We start from the raw sequence: 24,108 nt of genomic DNA, 5'->3' as shown, positions 1-24,108 counted from the left end.
TTTCATTATTCAAAATACTCTAAGCATAAAGAAACAGGCAGATGATTTCTTATCTGCCTGTTATTTTATTGACTTCGTCATTCAAGTTTTTAATTTTCCCGGGCTGCTTTCGGTGCGGCAGGTTCAGCCTCGCTCACCAACTCTTTCAACGGCATCGGTGTACCATACCGCACGCGCGGCCACACATAGCTCAAATAAGCCGGCACATCACGAAGTCCGCTGCCGAATCTATACGGCCTTACCGGATTCCAATTATTGCCATCATATTCGGCCATCACAAAACGGAAGGATAAAGAATTGCCCAAACCCATGCGCAAATCGCTAACTACCAACTGATTATCTTCTTGGTTCACACGAATCCAACCGTCGCTAAACCAATTTAAACGTTTAAAAAGCACTTCATCGCGTATAGGCTCTGCCAAATCCAACCCTTGCGGCAGCCGCACATATTCCGGCGGACGATTATCAAACCAACCGCTAACAGCCTCTATATAATTGCCGTCATCTGTTTGCGCCAACACCCTGAAAGTTAGGGTATTAAACGGCATCGGCGTTGCCATAATCCGTTGGACAGTCATTCCCTCGCTTTCCAAAAACGCTTTAACCCGTTGCTCATGATGATATTGCCCATAGCCGCCCCATACCAGATAAGCCGTACTCCAAGCCAGCGCCAATACCAACGCCCGATGCGTACTCGTTTTTATTCCGCGCCACAATACAGCAATAACCGCCAATAAAAGCGGCACGGTATAGACCGGATCGACAATAAAAACGGCCGACCATTGTTGCGGCGTAGGCATAAACGGCCATAATAATTGCGTGCCGTATGCCGTACAGGCATCTAACAAGGGATGAGTTATCAAACTTGCCGTTATCGTATAAAACAAGCGCGACGAACTATACGGCGAATCGGGCCAACGTTTTTTAATTATCCAAGTCATCACGGCGGCAAGCAGTACCAATACCATTAAACTATGGGAAAAACTACGATGATAAGTCATGGAAGAAATCGGATCATCGTAATGGATAAACACATCCAAATCAGGTAGCGTACCAAGCAATGCGCCATAAAAAATCGCCTTACGCCCCTGATACTTGCCCAAGCCAGCCCCCTGCACCGCCGCCCCCAATACGGCCTGAGTTAAAGAGTCCATATTCAATTATTCTCCGGTTGTAACATTCAACTATTTTATAACTTAATCAAGCCATATTGTTATAGATTATCTATAGTTTATAGCTCTAAATGGCTTTATCAAACCCAATGTTTAACATAAAATCAAACAAGTTTATAACATATAAACAAAAAATCCCGAAAGTCATAAAATGATGACTCGCTAATATATAGCGCCCATTAAAATACGTTGAGATTAGCGGCCACAAAAACGCTTTAATAATGAAGATATTATGAATATAGGTATAACCCAAACGGCTGTGTTATACTTTTTTCAGACCCTTAACGCTACTTTAGCGAATTAAAGCTTTCAAGGCTTTGATTGGTGCAAGTTTCACAAGGGGCTTCAGCCGCCTTTGCGCGGCTGCGTGTTGAAACAAAAATTACGGGCGCGTGGGCATTAGCGGGGTCAATCAGCCGCCTTTGCGCGGCTGCGTGTTGAAACGCCCTGACTATATCCTCTTACAATGAAACTAAAGTCAGCCGCCTTTGCGCGGCTGCGTGTTGAAACGCAATTTCAGCAGATGCAGTAGTGCCAATATCGGCTCAGCCGCCTTTGCGCGGCTGCGTGTTGAAACTTCTGCTGCTCTTCCCGTCGCGTCAAATCTTCGTTCAGCCGCCTTTGCGCGGCTGCGTGTTGAAACCGTCCACTCACTTACAGGCTTAAGCGTACCATCATCAGCCGCCTTTGCGCGGCTGCGTGTTGAAACATCATCAAGCCACTCCACACGGTCTACCTTATACTCAGCCGCCTTTGCGCGGCTGCGTGTTGAAACTTTATGTCAATCCAAAAACAAAAGTTTTAAAAATTCAGCCGCCTTTGCGCGGCTGCGTGTTGAAACCAACGCTCAAATGTTTATGGCTCGCTGCACTCTATCAGCCGCCTTTGCGCGGCTGCGTGTTGAAACAACTAGCCCTGCCATTTGCTCGCGCATTGTTCCAATCAGCCGCCTTTGCGCGGCTGCGTGTTGAAACGACTTGTTCGGTGGAGAGTTAGAGGCTGCCGTTGTCAGCCGCCTTTGCGCGGCTGCGTGTTGAAACACTGCCGATTTCAATCACTTCTGCGGCTTGTCCACTCAGCCGCCTTTGCGCGGCTGCGTGTTGAAACCGAAAAGTTGGCCGAAGTGGAAAAAAGAGCTTGCTCAGCCGCCTTTGCGCGGCTGCGTGTTGAAACCGAGTGCATATTGCCTGTCCTGTTTGTGGTAGTGGTCAGCCGCCTTTGCGCGGCTGTGTGTTGAAACTTAAAGAAATTGTCCATAGTCATGTATCTGAATTTTCTTCAGACGGCTATGTAACAAAATCTAATGAATTTACCTTTACAACTACTAGACACAAAAAAGACAGAAACGGAAATTACATAGAAACAACCGATAGCAATTGCTAGACAAAAGAAATAAACAGATTGTACTTTCAACCGCTACCTATGCTATATTCAAAAATATTTAACCGCATCAAACGTATTACAGCGAATTAGCCAATAAGGAAGCAAAAGAATGGATTGGGGTATTATTTTATATAAATGTATTATTTGGCTGTTGTTCGTCGCCGTGTTTTTCGCAGGGCTTTACGCCCTGATTGCTATTCCAATGTTAATAATTACTACAGTTTTAGGTCTATTTTGGAGCATCTTGCGGTTATTACTGCCATTCTTACCAAAGTTCTCAGACATGATGAAAGAAAACTCAACAAGCCGCAGCAAAAAAAGCAGCATTTGGGATTATGGTAAGACGGAAGCTGAAAAACATAGCGAACTAATTGAACATATCCGCATACAACAAATAAACCAAGATAGAAACAGACGGTAACCACACTCTACCTAATTCTTAAAAGCTCATACTCAACTTTCAATAAAACCATCAACGGTTTTATGCTCATGGACATACTTAAGCATCTCATCAATTACTTGTTTGGTGGATACCCGTCCAACCAATATTGCCTCATCAACTTTTCTGTTTTGCTCGGTTCTTTCAAATCCCTCAAGGGCAAAAATGCCATCAGTTTACTGTATGACTAATTGTATTTCTCTTCTTTCATCTTCGGCCATCATCTCTATCTGCTGTTGCCATTCTTCCAGTAGTGTGGCCGTCTGAAAACAATGGAAACTATTCATGCCTATACACCTCTGAATAAGCACCAGCTAAAATAGCTCAAATGATTTTAAGTGAAATTAATTTATCATGAAACCAGTTAAAAAATTTAACCGCATAGAATATGCTATTAATATAAAAAATATATTCTTTGTCTTTGCATTATTTGGGTTTGGGTATGCACAGGCAAACGGCATAGATGGTACATATCAGCGCATCGGCCAGACCCATTTTGAGGCACAACATGGTATGAGTTCGGCTTTGGTTATTACCAACAAAGGTAAAATAGTGCGCCTAAAAAATGCTTGGGGGGATACACCGCTAAAGCTAACCCGTAAAAATGGCAAAAACATTATCCAACAAAATGGTTTTGATCTATACCAATTGGACGTTACAGGTAAAACAGCGACTTTAACCGACATTGATAATATTGATCAGGTATATCGGTTTGAAAGAGAAAGGCGTTAAGTAAGCATGAGAACATTAACCTTGGCTTTAATATTATTGGTTAGCGGATTTAGCGTGGCTGCATCGAACGATAAAACAAATGCTATTGTCCAAAATTTTGCTCATACCAAAGGGCTTCAATATGTTCCGGCATTATCTCGACAGGGAAACGAAACGGTTTTGAATTATCAACCAGCCGGCAAATGTTCAGGCGCGTCTTGTTCGGGGCTATTGGTAACTTATAAGCGTGTTACAGAACAATCCGAATGTATTGATACAGTAGGATTGTTTGGTGATTTGCCTCTATCAGTCAATAATCGGCCTGCCTTATTTACAATGCCTAGCGTATCCGACAACTCAAGCCAGATGCGTGATTATCTAACTGTTTTGGATGGGAATATTTGTTATTCGCTTACTTACGGCAAAAAAGGAAACGGCTTTAATGATATGGTGGCTCTGGCTAAAAAACTTTTAAGGGGTAAATAATCAGAACCTCAAAAGCCATGAGATGCCTCATGCACTCTCAGCCGCCTACGTCAAATGCTGCTTATTCACATGTTTATCACGAATACAACTTTTACATCAGCATCAGAATCATATTTACTCGACTACATTGAATATAACCATTATTTATAATGTATCTAATTCGGGCAGATAAACATCAAAGCGGGTACTTTTGCCGGTGTATTGATAAGCGGGGGATTCGCCGTTGAGAAACTGCCCTAAACGGGGGCGTTTGACCACAATCCGCTTTTTCGCGGTTTTTCTTGCGGCGGCAAGCAGGCCGGCTTCGTTTTGCGGCGTATCAATCAAATCATGAAAATAAGCCATTTCTTTTTTTACGGCGGCAGACTTTTGCCGTTCGGGGTACATGGGGTCGAGATAAACCACATCGGGGCGGCCGTGTTCGGCGGCCAATTGCGGCAGCAGCATACCGGTATCGCCGAAATATAAATGAATGCGCGCGGCAATGGCGGCAATTTCCCCATCTGATTCTGCGGCTCGCCTCAGGCCGTCTGAAAGCAGGCAGGCGACAGCGGGATTTTGCTCAATCACTTTTATTTCCAAACCGAGTGATGCCAATACGAAAGCATCCCGCCCTAGCCCGCCGGTGCCATCCCATACGGTGGGTCGGGTAGTGTGGTTCACGGCTTTGGCGATTAATTCGCCGCCGCCTTTGGTACGCCGGTATTGCGCCGCACCGCCTACGAAATCAACACGCACCCGGCCTTTTTCGCCGACACGGCAAAGGGAAAGGCCGTCTGAATCGGCTTGCAAATAGCTGCCTTGTTCGGGCGGCTCGGTGGATTCGGCCATGCCGAAACGGCGGATAATATCGCGGACGGGTTGTTCGGCGGATTCGGTAAGATAAACTATGGTCATGTTTTCAGACGGCCTCATCAATACGATAAGAATCGTTAAAGGGCAAAAGTGTTTGAATGATAAAAATATTATATGCAATTAGACAGCTATTTAAAAAAGGCCGTCTGAAAGATAAAGTTTCAGACGGCCTTTTCCATTAAACCGACACCTCATACCTAATAGGCTCATATCAGTAGATAGGCCGTCTGAAACCTTACGGCCTACGCCCTATCGGATTAATGAATATCCAAGCGTTCCATGCGATAGCGCATAGAACGGAAACTGATACCGAGCAGTTTGGCGGCCTGCGTGCGGTTATAGCGGGTTTGTTTTAAAGCCTGTTCAATGATTTCGCGCTCGATTTTATCCAGATAATCCTGAATCTGCATTTGCCCGGGCACAAATTCGGGCAACAAGCCGCCGGGACTTAATCCGACCGGCGGAGCTTCGATAATTTCATCGAAAGCATCTTTTTTCTCACGCTCGGCCGTTTGGCTGGGAAACAAACCGGTGTTGATTTGCAGGTCGTCTAACTGGATAACCTGCCCTACCGTAAGGGCGACGGCGCGTTCGAGAATGTTTTCCAATTCGCGGAAATTGCCGGGATAACTGTAATGCAATAAGGCTTCTTGCGCTTTGGGGCTGAGTTTGTAGCTTTCGCTGCTGGTGCGGTGTTTATAAAGCAGATGCACAATCAGCCCGCCCAAATCTTCGCGCATTTCACGCAAAGGCGGCATATTTAAAGACACTACATTCAGGCGGTAGTATAAATCCTGACGGAATGCACCGCTTTCCACCAAAGCTTCCAAATTTTTATGGGTGGCGCAAACAATGCGGACATCCACATAAGTTTCGCGCGCATCACCGATACGGCGCACGGCTTTTTCCTGAATGGCGCGCAATAGTTTTACCTGCATGGATAATGGCAAATCGGCCACTTCGTCGAGAAACAGCGTACCGCCGTCGGCATGTTGGAAAAAGCCCGAACGGTCGGTATCGGCGCCGGTAAAGCTGCCTTTTTTATAACCAAAAAATTCGCTTTCCATCAGGTTTTCGGGAATCGCACCGCAGTTAACAGCGATAAAGGGTTTGTCGGCACGTTCGGAAAGCTCGTGAATAGTCCGTGCTGCCTGCTCTTTACCCGTACCCGATTCGCCTGAAATATAAACCGGCACATTGCTTTGCGCCAAACGGCGGATAAGATGGCGCACTTCTACCATTTGCGGCGAAATGCCCAACAAGCGCGGCATATCGTTCTCGCCGCCGATATCGTCGTGTTCGGGCAATAATCGTGCCGTGAGTTCGCCACTGGAAAAACGGTCTTTCAAAGAACGCAGGCTTTCGGGAATACCGGCCGAACGGTTGAGCGGGGAGCCGCTTTTCGGCGCCTGTGTCGGCTGTTTGACAGGATAAGATATAGAAGCGGCGCGAAACGGCATAGCCGGTTTCGGCGGTGGAGGGGCAGGCTCGGCTTTCGGGGGCGGCGGTGTTTCTGTTTTGGCGGCTGCCGCAGGTTCAGACGGCTCGTTAATCTTTACCGCCGACTTTACCAAAGAACGCAGTTGCGACAGAGTAATCGGCTTTTGCAGATAGTCGAACGCACCGGCACGCAAAGCTTCTACCGCCTGATCGGCATTGCCGAAAGCGGTAATCACGGCAACGGGGGTATCCAGTGCCAATTCGTCGATATATTGCACCACCTCCAAGCCGGAGCCGTCGGGCATGCGCATATCGGTTAACACCAACGAATAATCGTTGTTGTCGAGTTTGTCTTTGGCATCGTCAACACCGACCGCCGTCTCTACCCGCAACCCCATTTTCATCAGGGTCATTTCCATCAAATCGCGGATATCGGCTTCATCATCGACCACCAATACGGGGTCTTGCAAGTTATTACTCATCGCTTTCCCTCGGTAAAATCAATTCGAACCCGTTCATCTCGGGATGATAGTGTAACTGACCTAAATTGGCATGGGCAAGCTCGCGGGCGACATACAGCCCCAATCCTGTGCCTTGTTTATCGGTGGTGAAAAACGGCTCGAATAAATGATTGCGTACTTCGGGCGGCACGCCGGTACCATTATCGGCCACCACTATCGAAATATGGATGCGGCCGCTGGGCTTGATTAATACGGTAATCGCGTGTTGGTCTTTACGGCTGTGGCGCCATGCGTTGTTACACAAATTCCACATAATCTGCTGCAAATGCATGGCATCGACCAATACGCTCAGGTTGTTGCCGTCCATATTCATACGCAGGCAGCCGATGGCATCGGGATTGCTTAAGGTAAATTCCTGTTTGAATGCCAACCAAAATTTCATCAGGTTAACCGGCTGGCGGCTGACGCTGTCGCGGCGGTTAATCAGGGAAACATCTTCCAGCATTTTATCAATGCGCTGAATATTGGCATCGATAATATGGTGCAACTTGGCCTTGCTCGGATCATTTTCATCTTCATCGTTCAACAAATCGCTGGCATGGCGGATGGCCGACATCGGATTGCGGATTTCATGGGCAAGGTTGGCGGTGAGCTGCCCCAATGAAGCCAACTTGGTCGCCAATGCTTCGGCGGCTACTTCACGCAACGAGCGTACAAACAGCATCAACAGCTCGGTTTTTTCCTGAATCAACGGCACGGCACGCACATGCATGGAGTGCTGGAAAATATGGATATCGGTTTCAAAGTTTTTATCGGGATGATAACGCCAACGGGTGACCAGCTCATTAAACACGGTTTCCTGTTTATCCACTTCCAAATTCGGAAAATATGTTTTGGCCTGCCGGTTAAACAGCCATACGCGTTGCGAGGCGTCAATCACAATCACCGCTTCCTGAACACGGTTTAGCACCAATTTGTTCAAGCCGCTAACACGGCGGTAGGCTAGCTGGTGCCGGGTAGTGGATTCGGTAGCCGCTTGCAGATAAGAGGCGGAAAAAGCCGTTAGCGCCGCCACCAAAAAACAGGCGCCGGTTAGCAATGAAGCGGTAATCGTGGCGTGGCTGTCCCATTCAAAAGGATTGAAGCGGATTTGGCCGGCAAAAAACATATTCAACACAATCAGCATGGTTGCATAACCGGCATACAACATGGGATAGCGGCCATGACTCAGCAGGCAGGAAGTGGCAATAAAAGGCAATACCAAAATACCGAAGCCAGACCCTATGCCGCCGGAAATATAAGCCAATATCATAATCATACTGATATCGCTGACCGCGCCGGCATTGGGCAAATCGGACGATTGCAACTGCCATTCCGGTTTAAACAGGCTGAATAAGATTAACACCGAATAAACCGCCACCCAGCTGTAAAACTCCAGCGGGGAAAACATATTCTTTTGCGTTTCGCCATCGGTATAGACACCCGAAAGGTGAAACACCAGCAACGACAATACGATGGCTATCCGGGCGATATTAATCAAGCCCGGAATCCGCTCGTTCAGCGCTTCCCAATCCTGTTTGACAAATAATCTGTTTACATTCATGCCACGTCGTTCTATAGCTTTATTATTGTATATGGTTTATCAATGGCCGGCCTTCCGGTTTCCTTATGCTTACCACCGCATTCATTTAGCATGCGGTAATCTCTTTCAATATAATTGCTTTAGTAAAATTGAATATTCTGTGATTATACCTAATCTGCGCCGTATAGGGCTTTCAGACGGCCTGAAATATCCAATAGTTTGCCTTTTCTACCCCGTTTGTTGCTTATATCCTGCATTCTGAGGCGTTCTTTATGCTCCGCCCCGCGTTTACCGACACTTTCCGCAATAAATTCGGGCGAAGTGCTGACGGTAAGATGCTCGAGGCGGGCGCCGTCTGAAAGGCTGATCATTTGCAGGCCGCGCCCTTTTTCGCGGACTTCCAATTCGCCAATCGAAAACGCCAGCAAACGGTGGTCATCGCTTGCCAACAATACTTTGCAGTCGGGATTAATCAGAGATACCGAATACACCGGCACTGGCGGTAGGGTTTTTTCACCCGCTTTTAAGGTCATCACGTTTTTACCGGCTTTGATACGGCTGTTCATATCGCCCAGTTTGGCAATAAAGCCATAGCCGCCACTGTTGCCCAATAGATAATGCTGATCAGGCAGGCCGGTCATCATCGCGGTGACTTCGGCGCCGTTTTGCAATTCGATGAGCGACGACACCGGAACGCCGTCGCCGCGCCCGCCGGGAATTTCGGCCGCATCCAGCGTATAGGTGCGCCCGTGCGAATCGAGTATCACCACCGGCCACACGGTGCGCCCTTCCAATACCTGCTTCAGGCCGTCGCCCTCTTTAAACGTGGTTTGGCTTAAATCGAGATGATGGCCGGCGCGGCTGCGTATCCAACCTTTTTCGGAAAGAATCAGGGTAACCGGTTCGTCGGCGGTGGTTTGGGTGAGTGTGGCCCGTTCGGCGGCTTCGACCAAAGTACGGCGCTCATCGCCATACTGCTTCATATCGGCCTGCATTTCTTTAATGATGAGTTTTTTCTTTTCATTCTCATCACCCAATAAAACTTTCAGACGGCCTTCTTCTTCTTTTAAATCGTTTAATTCTTTTTCAAGCTTGAAGCCTTCCAATCTGGCCAACTGGCGCAGGCGGATTTCCAAAATATCTTCCGCCTGAATATCGGTTAACCCGAATGCCGCCATCAAATCGCTTTTCGGTTCGTCCGACTCGCGAATCACTTTAATCACTTCGTCGATATGCAAAAAGGCAATCATGCGGCCTTCGAGAATATGGATACGCTTCTCGACTTGGCTTAAACGGTATTGCAGGCGGCGGGTAACGGTTTCGGTGCGGAACGACAACCATTCCTGCAAAATGGTTTTCAGGTTTTTTTGTGCCGGACGGTTATCCGTGCCCATCATCACCAGATTCATCGACACATTACCCTCTAACGAGGTTTGCGCCATTAGGGTGTTGATAAAATTTTCGGTGTCGATACGGCTGGATTTCGGCTCGAACACCAAGCGCACGGGCGATTCGCCGTCGCTTTCATCGCGTACTTTTTCCAGCAGCGACAACATTAACGCTTTGGTGTTTTGCTGGTCTTGCGTGAGGTTTTTTTTGCCTGTTTTCGGTTTGGGGTTGGTTTGGTCTTCGATTTCGGCCAAGATTTTTTGGGCGCTGGTGTTCGGCGGCAATTCGGTCACAATCACCCGCCATTGGCCGCGTGCCAGCTTTTCAACTTCATAACGCGCCCGCACGCGCACACTGCCTTTTCCGGTTTCGTAAATATGCTGTAAATCTTCGGCGGAAGTAATAATCTGACCGCCGCCGGCAAAATCGGGGGCGGGAATATACTGCATCAAATCGGCAGTGGTGAGGCTTGGTTTTTTTAACAAGGCAATAGCGGCCTGCGTAACTTCGCTCAGATTATGAGAAGGAATTTCGGTTGCCAAACCCACGGCAATGCCCGATGCGCCGTTCAGCAGCACCATCGGCAGACGGGCGGGCAGGTGTACCGGCTCTTCAAAAGCACCGTCGTAGTTCGGCACGAAATCCACCGTGCCCATATGGATTTCGGAAAGCAGCAAATCGGCAATCGGTGTGAGCCGCGCTTCGGTATAGCGCATAGCCGCCGCGCCGTCGCCGTCGCGCGAGCCGAAGTTGCCGATACCGTCGATTAAGGGATAGCGCAGGGTAAAATCTTGTGCCATCCGCACCATCGCATCATAAGCGGACGCATCGCCGTGGGGGTGGTATTTACCGAGAATCTCACCCACCACCCGCGCAGACTTAACAGGCTTGGCGCCATGCACCAAGCCCATATCGCGCATAGCATAGAGAATCCGCCGCTGCACCGGCTTCTGGCCGTCTGAAACTTCGGGCAGTGCACGGCCTTTCACCACGCTCATCGCATATTCAAGATAAGCACGCTCGGCATATTGGCCGAGCAGCAGATAATCGTCGCCCACAACGGGCAAGGCAGGTTTTTCATCCATATCGCTGTATAAATACTTTATTTAAATATATTAAAGTCGTGTATTGTAAAACAAATTAACCTTATCCGCTTGCGGTATGGCCCGAACGGTTAGCAATTTTTATTAATCCGCATAAAAACCAAACGAAAATTTGTGTTGCCGCAATATTTTTGAACTATCTGCCCAAAGCAAAATCGAAATCAGATATGTTATGGCGAATAAAGCCCTGTATAAAAACAAACACTCAAACCACATTACCACACACCACCTTAATCACAGATCACGCAGGAAAAACTCATGACACGCATCCCCTATTTCACCCATTGCCTCAACGCCAACCAACAAAACCGGCTGCAAAGCCTGCTAACCGATTATTTCGATGCCGATTCATGGCAGATATTATGGCTGAACGGTTTGAACTTAGGCCGTCTGAACAGACAATGGCGCACACGCATCATACAAGACTGGCCGGGGCCGATAGAAATCAAGCCGCAGGGTATCCACCTGCACACCGCCAACTGGCATGAGATGGGCGAAGCCCTGCAAACCATGGCACAAAACTGGCGGCGGCAAGGCTGTTTGCGCGGCTGGCGTGATGAAAAATTCGATGTTCACAATGCCAACGGCGAACCCTTATTCGAGCTGGAGCGTTCCGCTTTCCGCCCGTTGGGTTTGTTAAGCCATGCCGTCCACATCAACGGGTTAACGCAAGACAACGGCGAATGGGTATTTTGGATAGGCCGCCGCGCAGCCCATAAAGCGGTTGATCCCAATAAACTCGACAATATTGTCGGCGGCGGCATTGCCAGCGGCGAAAGCATTCAAGAAGCGATGTTGCGTGAGGCGGAAGAAGAAGCCGGATTGAGCAGAAACTTACTCGAATCATTGTGCTGCCAAAGTGTACGCCACAGCCGCCGCCCCGTATCACGCGGCCTACACAACGAATTTCTACATATTTTCGATGCCGTACTACCGCCCGACACGCAACCGGAAAACCAAGACGGCGAAGTGGCCGGATTCACCAAGATGACCGTTCCCGAATTAACCGATGCCATGTGCAGCGGCTTATTGATGAACGATGCCATGCTGGTCACGTTAGATGCCTTCGCCCGTTACGGCTTATTAGACAAAAACCACAAACTGTTCCAACGTTTGGCCGAGACTACCGTACCCCCGGTTGCTGCCCGCAAGCCGGCCTATGCGCAAACGGTTGCGATGGGGAAATAATTGGGTTATATAATCCGGCGTGTTTAACCACCCAAACCCGCCATGACCTATACAGGACGCTTCGCCCCCAGCCCGACCGGCCTACTCCATATCGGCTCGCTACTGACCGCACTGGCTTCCTATGCCGATGCCAAAGCACACGGCGGCCGCTGGCTGGTGCGCATGGAAGACCTCGACCCGCCGCGCGAAATGGCCGGCGCGGCAGACGATATTCTGCGCACTCTCGAAGCATTCGGCTTTCGATGGGACGGCGAAGTGGTTTACCAAAGCCGCCGCCACCCGCTTTATCAGGCCGCATTAGGCCGTCTGAAAGAACAAGGGCTGGTATATCCGTGTTATTGCAGCCGCAAAGACTGGCAGGCTCGTGCCCATATCGGCATCGACGGCCCTATATACGACGGCCAATGCGGCCGCCCCGACTACAGGCCGTCTGAAAGCGACCTGCGCAAAACCCCCGCATGGCGGCTGCGCGCACAAGACGAAATCATCGGCTTCGACGACCGCATTGTCGGCCATTACGCCCACAACCCCGCCCGCGATATCGGCGATTTTGTTTTATTGCGGGCAGACGGCTTTTGGGCTTACCAACTGGCCGTTGTGGCAGACGATGCCGATCAGGGCATCACCCATATTGTGCGCGGGCAAGATTTGCTGGTATCGACCCCCCGCCAAATCGGCTTGCAGCGCTACCTCGGCATGCCGACCCCGCATTATACCCACCTGCCCTTACTGCTCAACAAACAGCATCAAAAATGGTCGAAACAAACACTCGCCCCCGCGCTTGACCTCAAACAGCGCGAACAACTATTGCGCCAAGTCATGGCCTATCTCAACCTACCACCCGCACCCGAAACCGACAGGCCGTCTGAATTATTAGACTGGGCAGTGCAACATTGGCAAATAGACAATGTGCCGAAAACAGGCATTTGCACCGAGTAAACCCCAAATATCCATTCAAAAACCCGTAGGGGCGGATTGCATATCCGCCCGCTGCTTACACAACCCCAACCCGTGTACACCCATCCCGATATCACCGAAATCAACGCGGTTTTTTCCCCAAACATAATCGAACCGCCGACACGGGCGGATATATAATCCGCCCCTACATGAACGGCATACCAAACAAGATTTAAATGTAATTTAAAACAATATTTTGTATAAAAACAGCAAAAAATACAGCAGTTCCGAATCCGATACAAAACCGTAGGGGCATTTAACCATTTCAAAACCAAAGGCCGTCTGAAACACTTTTCAGACGGCCTTTTATCATTAAAAATCAACGGTTACTTATGCTGCGCCAGCAACCAATCGCGAATGCTGTCAATCGTATAGGCAATCCGCCATGTATTGCGCTGATTGGCGCGGCTGCTTTCCGTTTTTCCGGACGGCACCACCGTGCCTTTTTGCAAAACGGTATAGTAAACATCGGCCTGCTGGTTGCGCATGGCTTCGGATGCGCGGTCGAATTCTTCCGGCGAAGCCAGACCGCTCCACATATCGCGCACCACTCTGGCGCCTTGTTTTGCCCATGCATCGGTTGCTTTATTCATGCCCGCAAACGCTTTTTCATCGCCTTCGGCCGCCACAATCCACATTTTGCCCTGAACCGGCGGCACAACTTGGGTGCCGTTCCACGGGGCGGCGACAATATACGAAGCGGCGAATAAGTCGGGATAGCCGGCATTCATCATAATGGCCATATCGCCGCCTTCGCCCTGTCCGGTCACATAAATGCGGGTGGGGTCGACGTTATATTGGGCTTGCAGCGACTGAATCAGGCGGATAACGGCATCGGCTTCACTCTTGCCCGCATACGGCTGCGCGGCGGAATAATCGAATTGCGGCGCCAACACCAAAACTTCCTGCTTGGCTTGCGATTCGGGCGATGCCCACACCACCGCACCCAAGCCCTGTTGCAGGGTATTTTGCACATCCGCACCGCTCACGGCGGCATCATGCAGGAACAACACCAGCGGATATTGTTTGTCGACACGGTAATCTTCGGGCACAAACAGATTGTATGCAACCGCCGTACCGGTTTGCGGATCGGTAAATTCCGCCTGTTTGAAGCCGTCCACCACCAAGTTTACCGTTTGCGTACTCTGCCGCTCTATGCTGCTGGGGGCAATAACTTGGCCGGAAACATCGCTGATATCGCCGGTTTGGGTCACTTTCAATTCGGGGCGGCGGCGGATAATATCGCGGCCGTCTACGCCGAATGCTACGGCGTCTTCATCGTTATCGGAAAGCTCGACAACCACATAATTACCGTCTTTGCCCTGTCCGTCTTTCGCAGGCCGGTCGTTGCTATACACTTGGGTAATGGTGCGGCGGTTAACGGCAAAATCTTCCGGGCTTAACGAATCATTGAGTACCGGCGCATCATAATGAAGCACTGCGGCGGTGATTTTTTGGCCGTCGCCCGACACTTCGGTAACGGCAGTGATGCTGTCTACCGGATCGGCTATGGTGTTGTCTACCTGATTCTGCGCGGGAAAAAGTGTTTGGCAGCCGGATAGGGCCACAGCACATCCTAGGGCGGTTAAAGCAGTGGTGATTTTTTTCATATAACAGGCTTTCGAAATTCAGGCAGGTTATCCCTGAAAACAATCGTTGTTCGGCAACCGTTTCTGTTTCGCTATCCCGAAACGGCCTCGTATCCATACGGCCGACTCTTCAGACAGACAACCCGTCTGCCGCTATCGGCCGGTCGGCATTACTATACCCAACGGCCAAAGACTTGTGTCTGCCAACATACGGAACGGCTGATTTATGGTATAAGCGTTGATTTATACCGACAGGCGGCAGCTAGAAAATTGAGAAAATCATATCAGGCCGTCTGAAAAGGCAATAAAAAACCGCCCGCAATCATACGGACGGCGTATTCGATATTTAATAAATTTACACTACAATCGCACCCAGCGAATCGGTTGTTTTAAAGGCAGCGAATATGCCTTCGATAACACCGACAACCGTCGGAATAAAAGTCCAACTAAACAGCAAATACAAAATGCCCATCCACACGCGGCCGGCACAAAATTTATGTATGCCCAAACCGCCGAACAGCAGAGCCATTGCCACATATAAGGCTTTATTACAGGTGTGGGGATACATAGCGGCATAAGAAACAGGAACATTCATTTACGTTTTCCTTTTTATCATCAAATATGAGTTACAAATACGGGCTATAAATGGTAGATAGTTACACCAATTAAAAGACGGGTTTCGTAAAGATACGCAAATATACACTGCTTTTCAAGTATTCAACCCTTTCAGACGGCCTCAAGCTATGAAAACCCATACCCTGCTATGAACAAGCCGTTCTGTTAAAATAACGGCACACATCACACAGAGACACATCATGAATATTCAAAACATCCAAACCGCACTCGAGCAGTTGCCCATACCGCAAAGTACGCGCACACTCGGTGGCGAAAAAGCCATCGTTTTATTAGAAGAACGTTCAGACGGCCTCTATATCAAACTGCAATTCGGCTTCCCCGTTAACCATATCCGCCAAGCCTTAGCCGAACAGATTCAGACGGCCTTAAACCCGCTCACAAACGGCGCCCCCCTGCATATCGATATCGGCCTATCCGTTGCCACCCATAAAGTGCAGCCGGGTGTAAACACCATTAAAGGCGTGAAAAACATTATTGCCATTGCATCAGGCAAAGGCGGCGTAGGCAAATCCACCACCACCGCCAACCTTGCCGTGGCGATGGCCAATATGGGCGCGCGCGTCGGCGTGTTGGATGCAGACCTCTACGGCCCCAGCCAACCGACCATGCTCGGCGTTGCCCAAAGCAAGCCCGAACAGAAAGACAAAAAACTGATTCCAATTGTTGCCGAAGGCGGCATACAGGTGATGTCTATCGGCTTTTTGGTCGATACCGAACAGGCTGTTGTCTGGCGCGGCCCGATGTTGAGCCAGGCCTTACAACAATTATTGTTTCAAAGCCAATGGGATGACGTCGATTATCTCTTTATCGACCTGCCGCCCGGCACCGGCGATATTCAACTGACGCTGTCGCAAAAAGTACCCGTTACCGGCTCGGTCGTGGTGACCACACCGCAAGATATCGCCTTAATCGATGCCCGCAAAGCCGTGGATATGTTTCAAAAAGTGAATATCCCGATTTTCGGCGTTTTGGAAAATATGTCGGTGCATATTTGCAGCCAATGCGGCCATGCCGAAGCCATATTCGGCAGCGACGGCGGTAAAAATCTGGCCGAAAAACTCGGCGTACCCCTACTCGGCCAACTGCCTCTAAGCCTGCCCGTACGCGAAGCGATGGATAGCGGCTCGGCCGTGCAAATGCAGGCCGCGCAACCGGCCGTTGCCGAAATCTATACGCAGGCGGCATGGCAGATTGCCCAAGCCATTGCCGATAAAGGCAGGGATTTCAGCGGCCGCTTCCCCAAAATCGTGGTCGAATAAGCTTGCCATAACGCTATATTGAATCAGGCCGTCTGAAATAATCTTTCAGACGGCCTGATTTTTAAAAAATTTACCCACAATAAACCGTAGGGGCGGATTGCATATCCGCCCGCTGTTTGCACTACCCGACCATGTACCCACACCGACATTGCCGAAACCGATACGGTTTTTTTACCACCAAACATTATCGAACCGCCGACACGGGCGGATATATAATCCGCCCCTACATAAACGATATTCCAAATAAAAGGCATTATGACCATCAGGCCGTCTGAAAGATTATTTCAGACGGCCTGATGTTTAAAATGATTAAAATAGGCTATTTGTCTAATCCGAATAGCTTTTCTGCTATCATATATTCACCTAAACCATAAAAACTTGTAATTTTCCAACACTATAAAATTTTTCAGGTTAAAATCACAAACAATACACAAACCCATCCCCATCATAAGGATACTTCGCTATGAATACCGCCAACCGCAATCTCACCCGCATCCGCCACAATACCAAAATCGTGGCCACCCTCGGCCCGGCCAGTAACAATGTGGCTTTACTGGAAGACATGATACGCGTTGGCGGCTTAAATATTGTCCGCTTTAATTTCAGCCACGGCAGCACCGAATTTCATCAGGAAAACGCCCGCATCGTTCGGGAAGCCTCACAACAAGCCGGACGCGAAGTCGCCATTATGGCCGATTTGCAAGGGCCTAAAATCCGGGTCGGCAAACTGGCAGACGGCGGTATCCAACTGGAAGCGGGTGAAAAACTGCTGTTAGACGCCGCGCTGGAAGGCGAAGGCAACCGCGAACGGGTCGGCCTTGATTACCCCGACCTGCCCCAAGACGTTGCCGTCGGCGACACCTTGCTATTAGATGACGGCCTGCTCACTTTGGTTATCGACAGCATAAACGGCAGCGAAATCCACACCACCGTAAAAAACAGCCATTTCCTCAAAAGCAATAAAGGCATCAACAAACGCGGCGGCGGCCTTTCTGCCGGCGCATTAACCGACAAAGATTTTCAGGATTTAAAAACCGCCATCGGCATCGGTTGCGATTATGTGGCCGTCAGCTTTGTGAAATCGGCCGAAGATTTACACACCGCCCGCGCCTTAATCGAGCAGGAAATGCAGGGCAGCAATGCCGTGCGCCCGGGCTTGGTTGCCAAAATCGAACGGGCGGAAGCGATTGCCAACTTAGATGAAATCATTAAAGCGGCCGACGGCATTATGGTGGCGCGCGGCGACTTGGCGGTCGAAGTCGGCAATGCCGCCGTGCCCGCTCTGCAAAAACGTATGATCCGCCGCGCCCGCGAGCTGCGCCGTTTCAGCATCACCGCCACCCAAATGATGGAAAGCATGATTAACAACCCCGTACCGACCCGCGCCGAAGTCAGCGACGTGGCCAATGCGGTGTTAGACGGTACCGATGCGGTGATGTGTTCGGCGGAAACCGCCATCGGTTCTTATCCTTTTGAAACCGTACGCCAAATGGCGGTTATCTGCGCGGCGGCGGAAGCCGAACAAGATTCGCTCAACGGCGTGGAAGAAGAATACAGCGACGAACCCGTCAGCACCTATCTGGCTATTGCCGACGGTGCGGTTCACGTTGCCCGTGCGGTTAACGCCCAAGCCATTGTCGCCCTCACCGAAAGCGGCTCGACGGCTTTTGAAATCAGCCGCCATAGCATCCAACTACCGATTTACGCCCTCACGCCCAGCATCGCCGCCCAACGCCGCATGGCCATGTATCGCGGTGTGCGCCCGCTCAAAATCACCACCAGCACCGACCACGATACCGCCTTAAACGAAGTGGAAAAAATGCTGTTTAACCGCGGCGTATTGAAAAACGGCGACCAATACATTATCACCAGCGGCTCGCGTATGCGTGAAACCGGTTCGACCAATATGCTGCAAGTGTTTACCGTGAATCGTTAAATCATCCGAATAATCAACAAAATAGGCCGTCTGAAAAAACGTTCAGACGGCCTATTGGTTTAACCGCTGCTTAAACGTTTATTTTTTTAATCTGCCGTGCAGTTCCTGTACGCTGTAAACGCCTAAGGTACTCATGCTTTTTACCCCTTCGCTCATGGCTTCGCCACCGGCCACCGTTGTATATTGCGGCACACGTTGGGTCAGCGAAGTGCGGCGGATGCTATGGCTGTCGGTCATAGATTGGGCATCGCTGCCTACCGTATTCACCACCAAGGCAATCTCATCGTTTTTAATCGCATCGACAATATGCGGGCGGCCTTCCAGCACTTTATTGATTACTTCAACCTCAACACCCTGCCCTTTCAAATAGGCAGCCGTGCCGCGGGTCGCTACCACTTCATAGCCCAAGCTGATAAAGTTTTTCGCGGTTTTCACCACCATCGGCTTATCTTCATCGCGCACGGCAATAAATACTTTACCGGTGGCCGGCATACGCTCGCCCGCGCCCAATTGCGCTTTCAGATAAGCTTCGCCGAAAGTTGCCCCCACACCCATCACTTCGCCGGTAGAGCGCATTTCCGGGCCGAGAATAGTATCCACGCCGGGGAATTTGATAAACGGGAACACGGCTTCTTTTACCGCATAGAAATCCGGCACCACTTCTTTTTCCACGCCCTGTTCTTTCAGGCTGATGCCCGCCATTGCGCGTGCGCCGACTTTCGCCAACGGTACGCTGGTGGCTTTCGATACAAAAGGCACGGTACGCGACGCACGCGGGTTCACCTCTAAGACAAACACCACGCCGTCTTGTACGGCAAATTGTACGTTCATCAGGCCGACCACATTCAGCGCATAAGCCATCGCTTTGGTTTGGCGGCGGATTTCATCTTGAATCTCTTCGCTCAACGAATAAGGCGGCAGCGAACAGCCCGAGTCGCCCGAGTGGATACCGGCCTGCTCGACGTGCTGCATAATGCCGCCGATGACCACGTCTTTGCCGTCTGAAACGCAATCCACATCCACTTCGATGGCATTATTGAGGAAGAAATCCAATAATACCGGGCTGTCTTCCGATACCTGAACGGCTTCGCGCATATAGGTTTTCAGCTGCTCTTGCGAATGCACCACCTGCATGGCGCGGCCGCCCAATACATACGACGGACGCACCACCAGCGGATAGCCGATTTCTTCGGCCAATACCAACGCTTCTTCTTCATTGTGGGCGATACGGTTCGGCGGTTGGCGCAAGCCCAAATCGTTCAATACTTTTTGGAAACGCTCGCGGTCTTCGGCGGCATCAATCGAGTCGGCGGAAGTACCGATAATATTCACGCCGTTGGCCACCAATTCATTGGCCAGTTTCAGCGGCGTTTGGCCGCCGTAATGCACAATCACGCCCCACGGATTTTCAGTGCGTACGATTTCCAGCACATCTTCCAAAGTGAGCGGCTCGAAATACAGGCGGTCGGAAGTATCGAAGTCGGTAGAAACCGTTTCGGGATTACAGTTCACCATAATGGTTTCAAAGCCCGATTCGCGCAACGATAAGGCCGCATGCACGCAGCAATAATCAAACTCGATACCTTGGCCGATACGGTTGGGGCCGCCGCCGAGAATCATCACTTTTTTGTTTTCAGACGGCCGCGACTCGCATTCTTCTTCATAAGTCGAATACAGATAAGCGGTATCGGATTGGAACTCGGCCGCGCAGGTATCGACGCGTTTGTAAACCGGATGCAGGTTTAGGCCGTAGCGGTGTTCGCGCACTTCTTTTTCGGTAATATTCAGCAATTGCGCCAAACGTTTGTCGGAAAAGCCTTTGCGTTTCAAGCGGCGCAAGGTGGCGTAATCCAAATCGTTCAGACGGCCTGCCGCAACTTTTTGCTCTTCCTGAATCACATCTTCAATTTGCGCCAAGAACCACGGATCAATCGTACAGATTTCATGAATTTCTTCTTTGCTGAAACCGGTACGGAACGCATCGGCCACATACAAAATACGCTCGGGGCCGGGATTGGCCAATTCGCGGCGGATAACCGCTTTGTCTTCGGTACGCGGATTAAAGCCGCTCAAGCCCGTTTCCAAACCGCGCAGGGCTTTTTGCATGGATTCCTGAATGGTGCGGCCCATCGCCATCACTTCGCCCACCGATTTCATTTGTGTGGTCAGGCGGTCGTCGGCAGCCGGAAATTTTTCAAAGGCAAAGCGCGGGATTTTGGTAACCACATAGTCGATAGACGGCTCGAACGAAGCAGGCGTACGGCCGCCGGTAATATCGTTGCGCAACTCATCCAGCGTAAAGCCGACCGCCAGTTTCGCCGCTACTTTGGCAATCGGGAAACCGGTGGCTTTCGATGCCAGCGCGGAAGAACGGCTCACGCGCGGGTTCATCTCAATCACAATCATTTCGCCGTTTTCCGGATTAATGGCAAACTGCACGTTCGAGCCGCCGGTATCCACGCCGATTTCGCGCAACACCGCCAAGCTGGCATTACGCATGATTTGGTATTCTTTATCGGTGAGCGTTTGCGCGGGCGCTACGGTAATCGAGTCGCCGGTATGCACGCCCATCGGGTCGAAGTTTTCAATCGAACAGATAATAATGCAGTTGTCGTTTTTATCGCGCACCACTTCCATTTCGTACTCTTTCCAGCCGAGTACCGATTGCTCGATCAGCAATTCATGCGTGGGCGACGCATCAAAACCGCGTTCGCAAATCGCTAAAAATTCGTCTTTATTGTAGGCAATACCGCCGCCCGAACCGCCCATAGTAAACGACGGACGGATCAGCGTTGGGAAACCCACCTGATCTTGCGCGGCCAAAGCTTCGTTCATGGTGTGGCAAACAAACGATTTCGGGCAGTGCAGGCCGATTTTTTCCATGGCTTCTTTAAAGCGGCCGCGGTCTTCGGCTTTATCAATCGCGTCTTCGGTAGCGCCGATTAATTCGACATTGTATTTTGCCAACACGCCGTTGCGCGCCAAATCCAAAGCGCAATTCAGCGCCGTTTGGCCGCCCATAGTCGGCAGCACCGCATCGGGGCGCTCTTTGGCAATAATCTTTTCCACCGTCTGCCACATAATCGGCTCGATATAGGTAATATCGGCCATTTCGGGGTCGGTCATAATCGTGGCAGGGTTGGAATTGACCAGAATGACTTTATAGCCCTCTTCGCGCAAAGCCTTACACGCCTGCGCGCCGGAATAGTCAAATTCGCAGGCCTGGCCGATAACAATCGGGCCGGCGCCGATAATAAGGATGGATTTTAGGTCGGTACGTTTAGGCATGGTGGGTCTTTCTTATGTTATTTCAATTGAAAATAAATATACTGTTTGTTCTGACTTTTATCTTTATTCTTATCAAATCCAAAGTACTTTCTGTGCCACTCTAAATAAGTGCGCATCTGATTATTCAGCTCTAGTTGGTTCGTTTTAATCTTGAAATGTTCGGTTAGTAAATTTTCAATCTCATCACTCTGACAAATTAACAAACCGTCATTATCAAAACTAATATCTCCCACATCAAATAACTTATCTAAGTGAACTGCTAATAGAATACCATTATTAATATCCAGTTTTTCTCTAACCTTTGATTTTGCCCAAGGCTTAATATGGCTGGCTATTAAAAAAGACGGGATATTAATTCCAGTTAAAGGGCAAGCCTTGTATTTATTGAGTAACGCTGTACGAAACTTACCTTGCTCTAATCTAACTTTAACTTCACACAAAACATCTGTTTCTTGCTCTAGTAGTCGTTCTTCCGACAACTTTGAACTAACTATATCTTTAGGAATTTCTCTAAGTGCCCATATTCCTTTCCGAGAAGCCATACCATATACCGAGCGAAATAAATCAGGCTTTGTCCCATCAAAATCACTAGAATCTGATGAATATGCTTCTAAAACATCACCAACAAATGCATTGTAAGAGCCTTTTTTCTTATAATTTTTAGCAATTTCAAAAACCTCAGGGTACTCTTCTGCTGGTAATTCTTTTAATGCTTTTTCAATATACTGTAGTTTAGCAACGCCATTAAACTTATGAAGAACTGATATCAATGGCTCAATCATTTGCTCTTTTTGTTGAACTTCTTCATCTTTTTTGGCCATTTTTATAATCTTTCTTAATTTTAAACCAAGAATATAACTTATTCCCTTATCGGAATAGACGCATTTATTATCTCGTGTAGAGTATGTAGCAACGCTACACGCTCTACACGCTTTTCAGAAGACCTACCTAATCCAGCTTTATTTTTCTTTTGTATTCTCAAACTCTTGTTCTGTCGGCGGGAAAATACTATACCAATCAAATTGGTAAACCTGCTCTCGCACCCTATTCAAATCCGCCTCAACAGGAATACTTAAGCCTGGTAAACCTGTTTCTTTATTCACCACAATAGCCGTTAAAGGGGGAAGCTCATTTTGATTACAATACACGGCAATATATTCTAAAATGCCACCCAATACTCCTGCCGCATAATGCTCATACATTTTGACAGATAAATCTGTATAAGTCATAGTTTGGCGGTTCATCGCGGCACTTAATAAAATAAGCCATACTTGAATAGCACGGGTTATATGTGTTGATTCTTCTTTAAAATATCTAACCATCTTTCCTCCTAGTATTAAATCTGAATAAAATTATTAAAAACCAATCTGCTTCAAATACACCAAACCCGCGTGCGCCTAAGACGCAAACCTTACACGCTTTTCAGACGGTCTAAAATATAATCCGTATCGGTTTTAACGCTGATTATCCCTATCAATATTTCAAGCAAATTCGTGAGATTATACGATATTTCCAGCCCTTATGCGGGATTCGCTACAATGATTTAAGCGATTTTTGAATCGGTTTCTATTACGGCCAGGCAGTTTGTCGGTTTGCTTCGGCGGTTGGAAAATGGTTTTAAACCAAGCCGGTTTTTTAATATAACAAAGCGGGCGGATTATTCATCCGCCCGCCTTTTTTCGGTAACAATCATTTAAATACGCATAAAAATATTGGTCGCCGGCCGCCACGCCCTTTATGCCCTATCGATTAAAAATTATATACAATATTTTCTTTATCCAATGGAATCGGGTGCGGGTTTTTCTTCACCCATAATACGGCATAATTAGAAAGTGTTTCTACTTCTTCAAAGCATGTGCCTTTGCCCCCATTGCGGCCGATAAATTTAATTAATTTCGATAGCTCTTCCCACTCTTCGTCTGAAAAAGTATTCTCACTATGCAAATATTTTGTCAAGATTCTCAATAATTTGTCATATCCGCTATACCAATTCATGCCGCCGTTGCGATAAATTTCGCCTGCTATCCGGCCGGAAACCCGTATCACTTCGCCTTGAAGTGTGGGGGCAAATCCTTCTTGGGGAACAAGCAATGTCCACAACTCTTCAAATGCTTTGCCGAGATCTGATTGGCTAATGTGAATCTCGGATACGCCGTCGTGAACGGTATCGGTTTTAGCAGTCATATACTACACTCCTTAATGATTATTCGGTTTTGAAATATACCGGTACGCTA

The 24,108-nt window shown here is 48.9% G+C and carries 19 protein-coding genes and 1 CRISPR repeat array; of the genes, 7 read left to right on the top strand and 12 right to left on the bottom strand.

Annotated features, from left to right (window positions below):
• Window positions 1-89 precede the first annotated feature (89 nt).
• Entirely contained in the window at window positions 90-1,154 is a 1,065-nt protein-coding gene (locus NXS09_RS06915; RefSeq protein ID WP_259291821.1) for a metal-dependent hydrolase, read from the bottom strand.
• Between the two features lie 363 nt (window positions 1,155-1,517).
• Window positions 1,518-2,412: direct repeats of the CRISPR family, unit length 32 nt; unit sequence TCAGCCGCCTTTGCGCGGCTGCGTGTTGAAAC.
• Between the two features lie 252 nt (window positions 2,413-2,664).
• Between NXS09_RS06915 and NXS09_RS06910 the strand changes: the two genes are divergently transcribed.
• The 3 genes from NXS09_RS06910 to NXS09_RS06900 all read left to right on the top strand — a co-directional run bounded on the left by NXS09_RS06910 (window position 2,665) and on the right by NXS09_RS06900 (window position 4,191).
• On the top strand, window positions 2,665-2,976 hold the full coding sequence (locus NXS09_RS06910; RefSeq protein WP_259291820.1) for a hypothetical protein: 312 nt from the start codon (window positions 2,665-2,667) through the stop codon (window positions 2,974-2,976).
• Window positions 2,977-3,348: 372 nt separating this feature from the next.
• Window positions 3,349-3,726, top strand: coding sequence for a hypothetical protein (locus NXS09_RS06905; protein WP_259291819.1), 378 nt, complete (start codon window positions 3,349-3,351; stop codon window positions 3,724-3,726).
• A 6-nt stretch (window positions 3,727-3,732) separates the two neighbouring features.
• Entirely contained in the window at window positions 3,733-4,191 is a 459-nt protein-coding gene (locus tag NXS09_RS06900; protein WP_259291818.1) for a hypothetical protein, read from the top strand.
• Between the two features lie 144 nt (window positions 4,192-4,335).
• On the opposite strand, the gene NXS09_RS06895 is transcribed toward NXS09_RS06900, so the two are convergent.
• The 4 genes from NXS09_RS06895 to parC form a co-directional block, all read right to left on the bottom strand.
• On the bottom strand, window positions 4,336-5,088 hold the full coding sequence (locus tag NXS09_RS06895; RefSeq protein WP_259291817.1) for a class I SAM-dependent methyltransferase: 753 nt from the start codon (window positions 5,086-5,088) through the stop codon (window positions 4,336-4,338).
• Between the two features lie 215 nt (window positions 5,089-5,303).
• Window positions 5,304-6,968: a sigma-54-dependent transcriptional regulator gene (locus NXS09_RS06890; RefSeq protein WP_259291816.1), complete on the bottom strand. Its 1,665-nt coding sequence runs from the start codon at window positions 6,966-6,968 to the stop codon at window positions 5,304-5,306.
• Complete coding sequence (locus NXS09_RS06885) at window positions 6,961-8,550, bottom strand: two-component system sensor histidine kinase NtrB (protein WP_259291815.1); 1,590 nt, start codon at window positions 8,548-8,550, stop codon at window positions 6,961-6,963. The genes NXS09_RS06890 and NXS09_RS06885 overlap by 8 nt, the downstream gene beginning before the upstream one ends.
• Window positions 8,551-8,699: 149 nt before the next feature.
• Window positions 8,700-11,003, bottom strand: coding sequence for a DNA topoisomerase IV subunit A (parC, locus tag NXS09_RS06880; protein ID WP_259291814.1), 2,304 nt, complete (start codon window positions 11,001-11,003; stop codon window positions 8,700-8,702).
• A 276-nt stretch (window positions 11,004-11,279) separates the two neighbouring features.
• Here parC and NXS09_RS06875 point away from each other — a divergent pair, with 276 nt between their 5' ends.
• Entirely contained in the window at window positions 11,280-12,209 is a 930-nt protein-coding gene (locus NXS09_RS06875) for an NUDIX hydrolase (RefSeq protein ID WP_259291813.1), read from the top strand.
• Window positions 12,210-12,251: 42 nt separating this feature from the next.
• A complete protein-coding gene (gene gluQRS / locus NXS09_RS06870; protein WP_259291812.1) occupies window positions 12,252-13,148 on the top strand; it encodes a tRNA glutamyl-Q(34) synthetase GluQRS in 897 nt (298 codons plus the stop codon).
• A 344-nt stretch (window positions 13,149-13,492) separates the two neighbouring features.
• On the opposite strand, the gene NXS09_RS06865 is transcribed toward gluQRS, so the two are convergent.
• Complete coding sequence (locus tag NXS09_RS06865) at window positions 13,493-14,776, bottom strand: PHB depolymerase family esterase (RefSeq protein WP_259291811.1); 1,284 nt, start codon at window positions 14,774-14,776, stop codon at window positions 13,493-13,495.
• A gap of 334 nt (window positions 14,777-15,110) precedes the next feature.
• The gene (locus NXS09_RS06860; protein WP_259291810.1) at window positions 15,111-15,350 is read right to left on the bottom strand and encodes a TM2 domain-containing protein; all 240 of its coding nucleotides are present in this window, start codon (window positions 15,348-15,350) and stop codon (window positions 15,111-15,113) included.
• Between the two features lie 220 nt (window positions 15,351-15,570).
• Between NXS09_RS06860 and apbC the strand changes: the two genes are divergently transcribed.
• Complete coding sequence (gene apbC, locus NXS09_RS06855; protein WP_259291809.1) at window positions 15,571-16,650, top strand: iron-sulfur cluster carrier protein ApbC; 1,080 nt, start codon at window positions 15,571-15,573, stop codon at window positions 16,648-16,650.
• A gap of 23 nt (window positions 16,651-16,673) precedes the next feature.
• On the opposite strand, the gene NXS09_RS06850 is transcribed toward apbC, so the two are convergent.
• Complete coding sequence (locus NXS09_RS06850) at window positions 16,674-16,904, bottom strand: hypothetical protein (RefSeq protein ID WP_259291808.1); 231 nt, start codon at window positions 16,902-16,904, stop codon at window positions 16,674-16,676.
• 209 nt (window positions 16,905-17,113) lie between these two features.
• Between NXS09_RS06850 and pyk the strand changes: the two genes are divergently transcribed.
• Window positions 17,114-18,586, top strand: a complete 1,473-nt coding sequence (gene pyk, locus NXS09_RS06845; RefSeq protein WP_259291807.1) for a pyruvate kinase — start codon at window positions 17,114-17,116, stop codon at window positions 18,584-18,586.
• Window positions 18,587-18,664: 78 nt separating this feature from the next.
• Here the strand turns inward: pyk and carB are convergent, their stop codons facing one another.
• From carB to NXS09_RS06825, 4 genes are all read right to left on the bottom strand, one after another.
• On the bottom strand, window positions 18,665-21,874 hold the full coding sequence (carB, locus tag NXS09_RS06840; protein ID WP_259291806.1) for a carbamoyl-phosphate synthase large subunit: 3,210 nt from the start codon (window positions 21,872-21,874) through the stop codon (window positions 18,665-18,667).
• 17 nt (window positions 21,875-21,891) lie between these two features.
• Window positions 21,892-22,695, bottom strand: a complete 804-nt coding sequence (locus tag NXS09_RS06835; RefSeq protein ID WP_259291805.1) for an HNH endonuclease — start codon at window positions 22,693-22,695, stop codon at window positions 21,892-21,894.
• A gap of 138 nt (window positions 22,696-22,833) precedes the next feature.
• On the bottom strand, window positions 22,834-23,196 hold the full coding sequence (locus NXS09_RS06830; protein WP_259291804.1) for a hypothetical protein: 363 nt from the start codon (window positions 23,194-23,196) through the stop codon (window positions 22,834-22,836).
• A 427-nt stretch (window positions 23,197-23,623) separates the two neighbouring features.
• On the bottom strand, window positions 23,624-24,058 hold the full coding sequence (locus tag NXS09_RS06825; RefSeq protein ID WP_259291803.1) for a hypothetical protein: 435 nt from the start codon (window positions 24,056-24,058) through the stop codon (window positions 23,624-23,626).
• Window positions 24,059-24,108: the final 50 nt, after the last annotated feature.

It is taken from the genome of Neisseria montereyensis (genome assembly GCF_024834045.1).
Lineage (GTDB): Bacteria > Pseudomonadota > Gammaproteobacteria > Burkholderiales > Neisseriaceae > Neisseria > Neisseria montereyensis.
Note: the sequence above shows the minus strand (reverse complement) of the source record. Positions and strands in the feature narration are given on the sequence as shown.